Source organism: Pseudomonas sp. VEM90, from assembly GCF_054611535.1.
Window position 1 is genome coordinate 24,515 of the sequence record NZ_JBTRAR010000012.1, and the last position, 11,756, is coordinate 36,270.

An 11,756-nucleotide genomic window follows, 5' to 3' on the forward strand; every position below is an offset into this window, starting at 1 on the left:
TCGACTCGCGCAGGTACAACGCCATGACTGAAACACGCCCCGCCCCTTCCACCGAAACCTACGCCGACACCGAACTGGCATGCCTGGCAGGTGCCAAAGCAGCGCTCTACCGTTGGGCCGCGACCGTGGCCACACGTGATGTGGATCAGGTGCTGGCGTTGTACGCACCTGATGCGATCCTGGTTCCGACCCTGTCCAACCAAGTGCGTGACTGCGACGACAGCCGTCGCAACTATTTCGAGAATTTCCTCGCTAACGACGGGCTGGTCTGTGACATCCAGTTGTTCAAGAAGCGCGTCAGCCGCAAGCTGGGCACCGTGGTCGTCGGAGGCCAGTACACCTTCGTCTTTCGTGAGGACGGCGAGCAGCGGGTAGTGCCAGCGCGCTTCCTGTTCACCTTCGAGCGGATCGACCAGCAGTGGTTGATCACTGGCCACCACTCCTCCATCGAGGCATGAGAGGCATGGCCCACTTCGTGAGCTCAAGGGGCGCGTTCCCGGCCACGCGTTTGCGCCGTAATCGCGCTGACGAATGGACGCGTCGTCTGGTAGCTGAAAACAGCCTGTCTTGCGATGACCTGATCTGGCCGGTCTTTCTCAAGGAAGGCTCAGGTACACACGAGGCGATCACTGCCATGCCGGGCCAGGTACGGGTGAGCCTGAGCGAATTGCCGGATCACGTAGGTCGGGCGGTCGAGCTGGGCATTCCGGCCATTGCCCTGTTTCCCGCTACCCCGGCGCAGCGCAAGGACAGTGAGGGCAGCCATGCCCTCGACGCGGAAAACCTGATCTGCCGCGCCGCCAGGTTGCTCAAGGCCACGTTCCCCAACCTTGGCTTGATCGGCGACGTCGCACTGGACCCCTACACCGACCATGGCCACGACGGCGTGCTGCGCCAAGGCCGCGTGGCCAACGACGAAACCTTGCAAGTGCTGGCGGCCCAAGCCGTGGTCCAGGCCCAGGCCGGCATCGACACCTTGGCACCTTCGGACATGATGGACGGGCGCATCGGCGCGCTCAGGTCCGCGCTGGACCTGGCCGGGTTCAGCGATGTGCGTCTGATGTCCTACGCCGCCAAGTACGCGTCCGGCTTCTACGGCCCGTTCCGCGACGCGCTGGGCTCGGCGGCCGCGCTCAAAGGCGACAAGCGCACGTACCAGATGGACCCGGCCAACAGCGACGAAGCCCTGCGCGAAGTAGCGCTGGACCTGCAAGAAGGCGCCGACATGGTGATGGTCAAACCCGGCATGCCCTACCTGGACATCATTCAAAGGGTCAAGGCAACCTTTGCCGTGCCGACATTCGCCTACCAGGTCAGCGGTGAATACTCGATGCTCAAGGCAGCGATCAATCAGGGCTGGCTGGATCCGGACACGGTCATCCTGGAGGCATTGATGGCGTTCAAACGTGCGGGGTGCAACGGCATCCTGACTTACTTCGCTCTGGAGGCCGCCACGCGGCTGAAACGGGGTTGAGTGGCCTTGGCGGACGCATTCACGCCGATGGTGTGAATGCGTCCGCCCGTTCAGATTTTCATGTCAAAGGGGTGGGAGCCGGGCGCTCGGGTGCTGGTTTTGCAATCACGCGCCCGTCGCGGTCAAGGATCACCCCAGGCAAATCGTGGCTTAGGGTCTCGCGCTCCCGATAATGAATGACCGAGCGAATCGCTTCGCCGCGCTTGAGTAGATCGAACGCATGATTCAACGATTCGTGATCCATGTTATGAGTGATGTAGGGGTCGACATTGATTTCCCCACGCAACCACTCGTCCACCATCCCCGGCAACTCGGAACGCCCCAGCACCCCGCCGAACGCGCTGCCTTTCCAGACGCGACCGGTAACCAGCTGGAAAGGCCGCGTGGCGATCTCCTCCCCGCCCCCTGCCACGCCGATGATGATGCTTTCGCCCCACCCTTTGTGACAGCACTCAAGGGCTGCACGCATCAATTCCACATTACCGACGCATTCGAACGAGAAATCCACACCGCCGTTGGTCATATCGATGATCACGTTCTGCAGCGGCTCGCGAAAATCCCTTGGGTTGACGCACTCGGTCGCCCCCAGGGAAAGGGCCAACGGAAACTTATTCGGGTTGACGTCGATCCCGATGATCCGCCCCGCCCCCTGTAATACCGCGCCCTGAATGACCGCCATGCCGACGGCGCCCAGGCCGAATACCGCGACCGTGTCACCGGGCCGCACCTTGGCGGTATTGCGCACCGCACCGATCCCGGTAGGAATCGCACAGCCCATGATCGAGGCCTTGGCCAGTGGTGCCGCAGGGTCGATCTTGGCCACGGCGATTTCCGGCAGGACCGTGTATTCGCTGAATGTGGAAGTGCCCATGTAATGAAAGATCGTGCGGCCCTTGTAGGAGAAACGGCTGGTGCCATCGGGCATCAGCCCTTCCCCCTGGGTTTTGCGGATGGTCTGGCAAAGGTTGGTCTTGCCGGACTTGATGAATGGGCAGTTCGGATCCTCCGGCGTATACAGCGGGATCACGTGATCGCCTGGCTTGACAGTGGTGACACCCCGCCCCACGTCCTCGACGATTCCGACGCCTTCATGCCCCAGAATGCACGGGAACTTCCCTTCCGGGTCCCGACCGGACAGGGTGAATACATCGGTGTGGCAAAGGCTCGTGGTGACGATGCGAACCAGCACCTCGCCCTCTTTCGGCCCCTGCAAGTCGATCTCTTCGAACTCAAGAGGTTGATTGGGCCCCCAGGCGATAGCTGCGCGTGTTTTCATGTGTCTCTCAATGTAATGTTATAACGCTCAAAAACATTAACCTGCGCGATTCCGTGCGCCAGACCACGCGGCCGAAAGTGGCCTGATCCGTACGAAATCTGTCCGCAAGCGCCCAAGGAGTTCGATTGCGAATGTTTGACGAAGCCACTTCTGAACGCAGGGTGCACATAGTCATCTACCCCGGTTTCAAATCAATCGAGGCGGTAGGTGCACTCACCGTTTTCGACTACGCCAACAAACGTCAGGCGGCCGAAGGGTTGCCTCCGACCTACAGCCTGCATCTGGTGGCACCACAACCCGGCTTGGTAGGTTCGGACACCTTGATCTCCCTGGAAGCCGAAGATCTTCGTACGAGTCCACGCCCTCATACCGCGTTGATTGTCGGCGCGCGTGACATTGGCACGGCGATTGCCGAGCAGCGGCTGATCGTCGACTGGTGCAGGCAGGCCGCATCTCGCATCAATCGGCTGGTAGGTGTTTGCTCGGGGGCATTTTTTCTTGCCCAAGCAGGGGTCGTAGACGGCCTGGATGTCACCACCCACTGGAGCGTCGCCAGTAAGCTGGCCAATGATTACCCCGCGGTCAATGTCAATTCCGATGCCATCTTCATCGAGCAAGGGCGAATATGGACGTGTGCTGGCGTTTCAGCTGCCATCGACCTGAGCCTGGCCTTGGTAGAACAGGACCTCGGCCAGGAAGTGGCCCTGCAAATTGCCCGCGAGCTGGTGGTATTCCTGAAGCGCCCGGGTGGCCAGTCGCAGTTCAGCCAGCACCTGGACAGCCAGATGACCCCGCACTCCGCGATCAGGCGCCTACGCTTATGGATCCTGCAAAATCTTGATCGCCCGCTGAGCCTGGAGGTACTCGCCGAACGCGCGAACATGAGCAGTCGAAACTTGCGCCGATTGTTCCACAAGGAATCGGGCTGCTCTCCCTTGGCATTCATCGAGCGCGCGCGGATGGAGAAGGCAAGGCGGTTACTGGTGGACGAGGACACTGCACTCAAGCGCATTGCCGACCAATGCGGTTTCGGCTCGGAAGAGCAGATGCGCCGGGTGTTCCAGCGCAACCTCAAGCTCACCCCACGGCGCTACCGGGAGCGATCCCGCGCACAATGATGCCTGTGCCATTGCAGGAACGCAGCGTGGATCACGCCTGCCTCCTGGCCGCGATCAGGCTGCCAGCCGGTGGTTTCTGGCGGAAGTAGCTGTCCAGCCCGGCGAATATCGCCTCCGCGACCTTGCGCTGATGACGGGCATCATGCGACCGCCGGCAATCTCCGGCATTGGAAATGAAACCGGTCTCGACCAGGATCGAGGGTACTGCCGCTGACTTGAGCACGGCGAAACCTGCCTGTTCCACCCGCGCTTGATGCAGGCCCGACACCTGCCCAAGCTGCGAGAGCACCTGATGCCCGAGATCCAGGCTGGTGGCGATCGTCGAGTTCATCGACATGTCCAGCAGCACGCCGGCGACCATGGGGTCGCGCACGCGCAGCTTGATCGGCAATCCCCCGGCGACCCTGTCGGCATCGTTTTCCCGCTGCGCCATCCAGCGCGCCATCGACGACGTCGCGCCCCCTTGCGACAAGGCGAACACCGATGCCCCAGACGCCGTGAGTCGCGGTGCAGCATCGGCATGCACCGAAACGAACAAGTCCGCGTTCAGCCGCTGAGCGAGTTCGGCGCGCTTGCGCAGCGGAATGAAGACATCGTCACTGCGTACCAAGCGTGCCTTGTAGCCTTTCTGTGCATCGATGCGCTTGGCCAGCAACTTGGCGATCTGTAACGCAACGCGCTTTTCCTGCTCGCCCTTGGCCCCTACTGCACCGGGATCTTTGCCACCATGCCCGGCATCTACCACGATCAACAGGTCGCGCTGTCGCGCCAAGGGCTTGGCAGCTACCGGCGCAACGCCCACCGGCGGCCCAGTGAGTACCCACTCCAGGCCATGCCTCCCGGTGCTGAGCGAGCGGACTTCGCCGCGCACTGCCGAGTCGGCCAGGTCCAGCACGATACGCAAGTCACCGGACGCGGTGATGCCACTGCGCACGGCTGTGACGGCAGTGCCGTCCAGGGCGAGATCGTTCAGTGACGCCTGCAGGCTGGCCTGAGGAAGATCAAGAACCAACCGCGGTGGCGCCGCGAGGCTGAAATGCTTCGCCGCCACCGGCCCGGTCAGCTCCAGCGACACCTTGGTGACGCTGCCCGACCGGCTCACCCAAACCCGTTTAACCGCCTGCCCGGCTTGCGCCGCAAGAGGCAGCGGCAATGCCAGGCATGCAAGCAGTAATTTCAGCACTCGGCGACGATCCATATGCACTCCCATTGACCTGCGAACCAGCGAAGCCTCGGGCAATTTCGCTAGCCATTTTATTATTGTTACTTTATAACATCCCGCATCCAGAACAAAATGAAGACTGCCCGCCAACGGAAGGAGACCTGCATGCAACTGACCAGCAATCAGCAACGTGTCCTGACGGCGCTTCAGCAAGCCGACAAGCCGCTCAGTGCCTACGCCATTCTGGACAGCCTGCGCAATGAAGGTGTCAGGGCGCCGACGCAGATCTACCGCGCGCTGGGCCACCTGGCCGAACAAGGGTTGATTCATCGGCTGGAGTCTTTGAACGCTTATGTCAGCTGCACCTGCCCAAGCCAGTGCGAAGCAGGTTTCAGAGCGTTCGCTATCTGCGACAGCTGCGGCCATGTCGATGAGTTCAACGTACCGCACCTGAACCAGGCCCTGGGGCACTGGATGAAACAGAACGTGTTTTCGCTGTGCAGCTCGGTCATCGAGCTGCACGGTAAATGCGCCGCCTGTACTCGCCGTGATGCAGGCGAGGACTGAGCAGAGCCGCACGCATGCGCACCACCCTTTATCATGAGGCCTCCCGATGAGCACCCCTGTCCCCCATACCAACGAAGCCGCGCGGCTGCCCGTCACTGTACTTTCCGGCTTCCTCGGAGCTGGCAAGACTACCCTGCTCAACCATATTCTGAACAACCGCGAAGGCCGGCGAGTCGCGGTGATCGTCAACGATATGAGCGATGTGAACATCGATGCCGCACTGATATGCGAGGGTGGCGCCGAGCTGTCACGCACCGACGAAAAGCTGGTGGAGATGAGCAATGGCTGCATTTGCTGCACCTTGCGCGAAGACCTCCTGCTCGGCTACAGGAAATGCGCGGCACCCACACACCCGAAACGGAAGATACGGCATCGCCAGCTTCGTCTACCGCGCACGCCGACCTTTCCAGCCTGACCGCTTCTATGCGCTAGTCGAAAGCGAATGGCCTGGGGTGGTGCGCTCCAAAGGTTACTACTGATTCATACGCCTTGCTGCCACGTGCAAGGCTCCCACCACTGGATATACATGATGAGCTCAGCATTACCCGACGTTTCCGTCACCGACCTGGCCCCCAGCCTCAGCCCGCTGCAATGGGTCGGCATGCAGGGTATCGACCTGCCGGTAAGGATCCAAGAACCGACCTACCAGCGTGAACTGCACGCGCGGGCGGATGTCCAGGTCGACCTGCCGGCACCGCATGTCAAAGGCATTCACATGTCCAGGCTGTATCGCCTGCTGGACGCCTGGGGGCAGGCTGCGGCGGTGTCGCCGGCAAGCCTCTTTGCGCTGTTGCAGGAGATGATCGACAGCCATCAGGATTGCGATAGCCGCAATGCCAGGCTGCGCCTGGATTTCGACCTGCTGGTTCGCCGCCCTGCACTGGTGACCGAGGGCCTCTCTGGATGGAAGTCGTACCCGGTTCACGTGCTCGCGACGAAGGTCGGCGGGGCGCTGAACCTGAGTATCGAGGTCAGGATAGGCTACTCCTCGACCTGCCCGTGCTCGGCCGCTCTCTCCCGGCAGTTGATTGAGGACGGCTTCCTGCGAACCTTCAAGGACCAGCCACTGCTGGAAGCCAGCGCCGTCGCGCAGTGGCTGCGCAGCAACGCGTCGCTGGCGACGCCGCATAGCCAGCGCAGCGAAGCTCGAGTGCGCGTCACGGTGCCTGCCGATGCTCCGGATCTCGGGTTGCTGGCCTTGATCGACCAAGTCGAAGGCGCTTTGCGCACGCCGGTTCAGACCGCCGTGAAACGGGCTGACGAACAGGCTTTCGCAGCGCTCAACGGGCAGAACCTGATGTTCGTCGAGGACGCTGCGCGGCGCATACAGGTATGCCTTAGCGCTTATCGCGACACCCAGGTGCACGTCCGCCACCTGGAAAGCCTGCATCCGCACGACGCCTCGGCCTGGTCTACCCCGCAGGCCCCTGGCTAAGCCGGTTTGTCGACGGTTTCGACGAAAACGCTCGCAGCAACCGTCGTCGCCTGCGAACGCTCCTCGGCAGCTACCATCGGGGCAGCAGGCATCCGGTATTGGTTCTCCCACTTCGCCACCACCAGAGGCGCCAGTGCGTTGCCCAAGACATTCAGCGCCGTGATCGGCATGTCCATCAAGCGATAGACTCCGGCGATGAACGCAATACCTTCCACAGGCAGGCCGGCACTGGTCAGCGTAGCGGTCAAGATCACGAACATGGCCCCCGGAACGCCGGCTGCGCCCTTGGAGGTCAGCACCATGATGATGATCAGCATCGCCTGGTCAGCCAGGCTCAGGGGAATTTCATAGAGCTGCGCAATGAACAGCGTGCCGATGCCCACGAACAGCGATGCACCATCCAGATTGAAGGAATAACCCGTAGGAATAACCAACGTAGCAATCGAACGCGGCGCACCATAGGCCTCGACCTTTTCAATCAGCTGGGGCATGACAGTCGCCGAGGCGGCAGTACTGAACGCCAGGATCAACTCATCCTTGATCGCCTTGATCAGGTCGAAGATGTTGATCCCTGCAACCTTCGCGATGCCGCCCAGCACGACCACGCCGAACAGAATGACCGCGACGTAGGTGACGGCAATCAGTTTTGCCAGTGGCAGCAACGCAGAAAGCCCGAAGTTGGCGACCGTCACGCCGATCAGGCCAAAGATCCCGATGGGTGAGTAGTGCATCACGATATGCGTCACCTTGAACATCGTCGCGGAAATGGCATTGACTACCGCGATCAATGGCATTTTCTTCTCTTTGTCCAGAGCACTTAGCCCAAAGCCGAACATGACCGAGAAGAACAGGACAGGCAGCAGTTTTCCTTGCGCCATTGCACCGACGATATTGTCCGGGATGATGTTGAGGATGACTTGACCAAACCCTGTGCTCTCCGAGGTAGAGGGAAGCGAGAGCGTTTGGGTATTTGCCAGGGTCGTCAAGTTGGCACCTACGCCTGGCTGCGCGAGATTGCCAACCAACAAGCCGCACACAATTGCGATGCTGGTCACGACGAAGAAGTAGAACAAGGCTTTAACCCCTACCCGCCCTATCGCCTTGCTATCACCATTGCCTGCGATCGCGCCGACCATGCACGCGAACACGAGGGGTATGACAATCATCTTCATCATCTTGATGAAAATATCGCCGGCGGGTTGCAAAAGGCTGCTGATTATCCAGGCTTTGTACTCGGGAAAGAAATTGAGAAGTGCCCCCACTACAACCCCGAGCACAAGCCCTAAAATAATTCTAGTCACCAGACTAGTCTTCGCCATACGTCCTCCAGTTATTATAATTTTGAATGTACATTGGCCGGCAAAAATGCCAAACACATCGTTGTAGCCTGTTATTTTTATTGAGTGGCCACTCACCGATACACGCCTCTTACCTCACGCAGACAAAGCGGGAGGCGCGTCCCGGACGTTTTTGCCAATCAGGTGGCAAATACACCTTCAAAGTCCTTGAACCCTTTGATTTCGATTGGATTGCCACTGGGGTCCAGGAAAAACATCGTTCGCTGCTCCCCAGGTTGGCCAGGGAATCGTACAACCGGCGGTATGTCGAACTGCACACCATGAAACGCCAGGCGGTCCGCCATCGCGAACCAGTCATCCAGATGCAGCACCAAGCCGATATGCGGCATCAACACTTCATGGTCGCCGACTTTACCAGTACGGGTCGTTGGAAAAGGAACACCTTTGTGAAGCGAAATCTGGTGACCGAAGAAATCGTAATCCACATAAGTTTCACTCGCGCGGCCTTCTTTGCAGCCGAGAATGTTACCGTAGAAGTTACGAGATGCTTCGAGATCTGTAACATGGTATGAAACATGAAATAACGATTTCATAACTAACCTCTTGGGTTTCTGATAGAACTTTTGGGGAGGTTAGCGTAGCCTCGCGCACGTGCTAAAGCGCATTTTTCCATCTCTCAGCGAAAGGAAATGTTTTGGACACTCGATTTCTCGAAAGCCTGATGGCAGTAATAGAAACTGGCTCGATTGCAGCGGCGGCTCGACGGGAAAACCTGACAGCACCTGCAGTCAGCCAACGTATACAAGCACTCGAGAAATCGCTGGCGTGCGAACTCCTGAACCGCAGCGCACATGCTGTCGAACCGACCGAGAAATGCCTGTCGTTGTTGCCGAAGATTCGAGATCTGATCCAGGGGGCAGCAGAGCTGAAAGAAGATCTGGACACCAGTTGCCTATCCGGTTATCTCAAGATCGGCGCGATTTCTACGGCGTTGACAGGCATATTGCCGGAGGCCATGAATCAGCTATCAAGCATTGCCCCGCAATTAAGGCTGCGCATCACGCCAGGGGACTCGCGCAGTCTTTACGAACACGTGGCTTCCGGAGCGCTTGATGCGGGAATCATGGTATGTCCGCCCTTCACTGTCCCTAAAACCTTGCGTATGCAGGTGCTTCGAGAAGAACCCCTGATGCTTTTGACCAAAGACCCCATTGACAAAAGCGACGTCCGCTCGACGATTCTTGGGCGAAACCTGATTCGATATGACTCAAATGCCTGGGGTGGGCAGATTGCACAGCAATACCTGGATGACAATAACCTGCAGCCCGACGTGCTGTGTAATCTGGATGCGCTAGATGCAATCCACATCATGGTCGCAAAAGGCATGGGGGCTTCTGTTGTCCCGTACTGGGCGGGGTTGAAGACTGACGACGTACATGCAACACCCGTGTCGGAGGCTGACAGCTACATGCGCCAGGTCGTCCTGCTTTACAAGTCCACCCCCAGAAGGCCTAAAGCTGTGGAGGTATTGAAGGAACAGCTTATGAATAACTGCAACTTCCCATAAGGGCCTACACTCTCGGCAACAGGAGGTCTTCATGATAGCTCGCTGGCGTTGGTTGGCTACGAGAATTGCCAAGCGTCTCTGGTTCAGAGCAACGCTTTTCTCCCTGTTGGGGGTGGTTACAGCGTTGGTGGCCGTGGTGCTCAAGGATGCGGTCCCTGTCACCTTGCCTGCCCGTATCGGTGCAGATGCGGTTGACAAGATATTGGGCATCATCGCCTCGAGCATGCTTGCCGTCACGACGTTTTCGCTGAGTACAATGGTCTCGGCCTACAGTGCCGCCAGCAGTGGCGTAACCCCGCGCGCCACTTCGCTGGTCATGGAGGACGCCACGACCCAGAACGCTCTGGCCACTTTTATCGGGTCCTTTCTCTTCAGCCTCGTCGGTATCATTGCACTGAGCACCGGAGCCTACGGTACACAAGGTCGTGTAGTGCTTTTCACCGTGACGATTGCGGTTGTGGTTCTGATCATCTACACCTTGCTGCGCTGGATTGATCACCTCTCCAAACTAGGGCGCGTGGGCGAGACGATCGACCGTGTCGAAAAAGCTGTGATCAAAGCCATCGAGCAGCGTGTTGAACACCCTTGCCTGGGCGGTGCAGCCTACCCGCCTGACTTCAAGTTTCCTGGGGTAGCCCATGAAGTGAAAAGCAGCCAAACCGGCTATGTACAGCACATCGATGTCCTTACGCTAAACAGGATTGCGACGGACACCAAGATTCGAATTTATCTCGAAGTCCTGCCTGGCACCTTTGTCCATGAGGGTATGGTGGTGGCACGGGCCGTGGCCGTGAATGGCGAGCCGCTCGATGACAATGGCGCGCTGGACCTCGAGATTTTCGCTGCCGTGACCATCGGCCTCAGGAGAACGTTCGAGCATGACCCGCGCTTCGGGCTTTCGGTGTTGTCAGAGATCGCCTCGCGAGCGCTGTCCCCTGCGGTAAATGATCCCGGTACAGCCATCGACATCATTGGCCGCGGCATTCGCTGCCTGACGTGTTGGGGGAAACTGCATCCCGTAGCGCAAAGCACGGATAACGAATGCCCGCAGGTCTATGTTCATGCACTGCTGGCGGATGACCTGTTTGACGATTTTTTTGCACCGATCAGCCGGGACGGCGCGGCTTTACAAGAGGTCAATCTGCGCTTGATCAAAGCCCTTGTCAGCCTGGCGCACATCAACCCCCGTGCATTTCAACCCGCCTGCAGCCGGCATGCCGCGCGATTGCTTGCGCACGCGGGCAATGGGCTTGTGCTGCGACAGGACAAGGACGAACTCCACGCTCTCGCTGCCGAACTCATAGGTGTTCAATAAGTCTCGTGCGCCTGTACCCGATTGAATGTTCGCGCTTGAAAAATCACCCTGTTCAGATGCTTCAGAAGATGTAGAATCCGTCGCCAACCTCCAAACCCGATCATTCAGTTGTCACGCCGAGTCCCGCCATGAAGCTGGCCCAACACACACGATCACATGTCGCCTGGGTGCTGTATTTCAGCATCCTGTTCGGCTCGTTGTTGTGCGCCATGGGCCATGGGCAAATGGCCGGGTTGCGCCTGGCTGGCATGGATAACGCCGCCTGGTGTACGGCCGACAGCAGCGGCATGTTCCAAGGTGAGCAAGACTTCAGCGACGCGACCCTGCCTGCCGGCGGTGACTGCGTCATCGCCAGCCTGTTCAGCGCCACGCTGCTGGCCGTATTTTTCGGCTTGCTGACCCTGCTCGCCGGAGAGCCGGGCAGCCCCTTACCCAGCCAACCTCCGCCACGCCTGCCCAAGCAGCGTTGGCCACTGGTCAATCCCCGCGCCTCTCCTGCTTCGCTTCTCACGTTCTGACATCGCCACGTCCCCCTGCCGCTTGA

General features: G+C 59.3%; 13 protein-coding genes and 1 pseudogene. 10 read left to right on the forward strand and 4 right to left on the reverse strand.

Annotated features, from left to right (window positions below; genetic code table 11):
* The first annotated feature begins 23 nt into the window (after window positions 1-23).
* Window positions 24-458, forward strand: coding sequence for a DUF4440 domain-containing protein (locus ACYCCG_RS13300; protein ID WP_459670724.1), 435 nt, complete (start codon window positions 24-26; stop codon window positions 456-458).
* Window positions 459-463: 5 nt separating this feature from the next.
* Window positions 464-1,474, forward strand: a complete 1,011-nt coding sequence (gene hemB / locus ACYCCG_RS13305) for a porphobilinogen synthase (RefSeq protein ID WP_459670725.1) — start codon at window positions 464-466, stop codon at window positions 1,472-1,474.
* Window positions 1,475-1,532: 58 nt separating this feature from the next.
* Here hemB and ACYCCG_RS13310 read toward each other — a convergent pair whose 3' ends face one another.
* Window positions 1,533-2,750 carry an S-(hydroxymethyl)glutathione dehydrogenase/class III alcohol dehydrogenase gene (locus ACYCCG_RS13310; RefSeq protein ID WP_176684187.1) on the reverse strand — a complete coding sequence of 406 codons (1,218 nt, stop codon included), beginning with the start codon at window positions 2,748-2,750 and terminating at the stop codon, window positions 1,533-1,535.
* A 131-nt stretch (window positions 2,751-2,881) separates the two neighbouring features.
* Here ACYCCG_RS13310 and ACYCCG_RS13315 point away from each other — a divergent pair, with 131 nt between their 5' ends.
* Complete coding sequence (locus ACYCCG_RS13315) at window positions 2,882-3,868, forward strand: GlxA family transcriptional regulator (protein WP_176684186.1); 987 nt, start codon at window positions 2,882-2,884, stop codon at window positions 3,866-3,868.
* A gap of 31 nt (window positions 3,869-3,899) precedes the next feature.
* Here ACYCCG_RS13315 and ACYCCG_RS13320 read toward each other — a convergent pair whose 3' ends face one another.
* Entirely contained in the window at window positions 3,900-5,066 is a 1,167-nt protein-coding gene (locus ACYCCG_RS13320) for an N-acetylmuramoyl-L-alanine amidase (protein WP_459670729.1), read from the reverse strand.
* A gap of 129 nt (window positions 5,067-5,195) precedes the next feature.
* Here ACYCCG_RS13320 and ACYCCG_RS13325 point away from each other — a divergent pair, with 129 nt between their 5' ends.
* The 4 genes and pseudogenes from ACYCCG_RS13325 (at window position 5,196) to folE2 (ending at window position 7,032) form a co-directional block, all read left to right on the forward strand.
* Entirely contained in the window at window positions 5,196-5,597 is a 402-nt protein-coding gene (locus tag ACYCCG_RS13325) for a Fur family transcriptional regulator (RefSeq protein ID WP_020190656.1), read from the forward strand.
* 46 nt (window positions 5,598-5,643) lie between these two features.
* Window positions 5,644-5,916: pseudogene (locus tag ACYCCG_RS13330) on the forward strand (GTP-binding protein); the annotation flags it as partial.
* The gene (locus ACYCCG_RS13335) at window positions 5,879-6,076 is read left to right on the forward strand and encodes a GTP-binding protein (RefSeq protein ID WP_256122356.1); all 198 of its coding nucleotides are present in this window, start codon (window positions 5,879-5,881) and stop codon (window positions 6,074-6,076) included. The pseudogene ACYCCG_RS13330 and the gene ACYCCG_RS13335, both read left to right, overlap by 38 nt.
* Window positions 6,077-6,126: 50 nt before the next feature.
* A complete protein-coding gene (gene folE2, locus ACYCCG_RS13340; protein ID WP_176684183.1) occupies window positions 6,127-7,032 on the forward strand; it encodes a GTP cyclohydrolase FolE2 in 906 nt (301 codons plus the stop codon).
* Here folE2 and ACYCCG_RS13345 read toward each other — a convergent pair.
* A complete protein-coding gene (locus tag ACYCCG_RS13345) occupies window positions 7,029-8,351 on the reverse strand; it encodes a cation:dicarboxylate symporter family transporter (RefSeq protein WP_459670732.1) in 1,323 nt (440 codons plus the stop codon). The genes folE2 and ACYCCG_RS13345 overlap by 4 nt on opposite strands.
* Window positions 8,352-8,509: 158 nt before the next feature.
* Window positions 8,510-8,923 (reverse strand): VOC family protein, encoded by a 414-nt coding sequence (locus ACYCCG_RS13350; RefSeq protein WP_021784645.1) that lies wholly within the window; start codon window positions 8,921-8,923, stop codon window positions 8,510-8,512.
* Between the two features lie 101 nt (window positions 8,924-9,024).
* Between ACYCCG_RS13350 and ACYCCG_RS13355 the strand changes: the two genes are divergently transcribed.
* The 3 genes from ACYCCG_RS13355 (at window position 9,025) to ACYCCG_RS13365 (ending at window position 11,730) form a co-directional block, all read left to right on the forward strand.
* Window positions 9,025-9,897: a LysR family transcriptional regulator gene (locus ACYCCG_RS13355; protein ID WP_176684181.1), complete on the forward strand. Its 873-nt coding sequence runs from the start codon at window positions 9,025-9,027 to the stop codon at window positions 9,895-9,897.
* Window positions 9,898-9,928: 31 nt separating this feature from the next.
* On the forward strand, window positions 9,929-11,212 hold the full coding sequence (locus ACYCCG_RS13360; protein ID WP_459670735.1) for a DUF2254 domain-containing protein: 1,284 nt from the start codon (window positions 9,929-9,931) through the stop codon (window positions 11,210-11,212).
* A 128-nt stretch (window positions 11,213-11,340) separates the two neighbouring features.
* On the forward strand, window positions 11,341-11,730 hold the full coding sequence (locus ACYCCG_RS13365; protein ID WP_209965719.1) for a DUF2946 family protein: 390 nt from the start codon (window positions 11,341-11,343) through the stop codon (window positions 11,728-11,730).
* The last annotated feature ends 26 nt before the right edge of the window (window positions 11,731-11,756 follow it).

Coding starts and splice junctions, on each gene's coding strand:
- ACYCCG_RS13365 (WP_209965719.1), top strand. CDS start 11,341: ATGAAGCTGGCCCAACACACACGATCACATGTCGCCTGGGTGCTGTAT.
- ACYCCG_RS13335 (WP_256122356.1), top strand. CDS start 5,879: ATGGCTGCATTTGCTGCACCTTGCGCGAAGACCTCCTGCTCGGCTACA.
- ACYCCG_RS13350 (WP_021784645.1), bottom strand. CDS start 8,923: ATGAAATCGTTATTTCATGTTTCATACCATGTTACAGATCTCGAAGCA.
- hemB (WP_459670725.1), top strand. CDS start 464: ATGGCCCACTTCGTGAGCTCAAGGGGCGCGTTCCCGGCCACGCGTTTG.
- ACYCCG_RS13345 (WP_459670732.1), bottom strand. CDS start 8,351: ATGGCGAAGACTAGTCTGGTGACTAGAATTATTTTAGGGCTTGTGCTC.
- ACYCCG_RS13315 (WP_176684186.1), top strand. CDS start 2,882: ATGTTTGACGAAGCCACTTCTGAACGCAGGGTGCACATAGTCATCTAC.
- ACYCCG_RS13325 (WP_020190656.1), top strand. CDS start 5,196: ATGCAACTGACCAGCAATCAGCAACGTGTCCTGACGGCGCTTCAGCAA.
- ACYCCG_RS13310 (WP_176684187.1), bottom strand. CDS start 2,750: ATGAAAACACGCGCAGCTATCGCCTGGGGGCCCAATCAACCTCTTGAG.
- folE2 (WP_176684183.1), top strand. CDS start 6,127: ATGAGCTCAGCATTACCCGACGTTTCCGTCACCGACCTGGCCCCCAGC.
- ACYCCG_RS13300 (WP_459670724.1), top strand. CDS start 24: ATGACTGAAACACGCCCCGCCCCTTCCACCGAAACCTACGCCGACACC.
- ACYCCG_RS13360 (WP_459670735.1), top strand. CDS start 9,929: ATGATAGCTCGCTGGCGTTGGTTGGCTACGAGAATTGCCAAGCGTCTC.
- ACYCCG_RS13320 (WP_459670729.1), bottom strand. CDS start 5,066: ATGGATCGTCGCCGAGTGCTGAAATTACTGCTTGCATGCCTGGCATTG.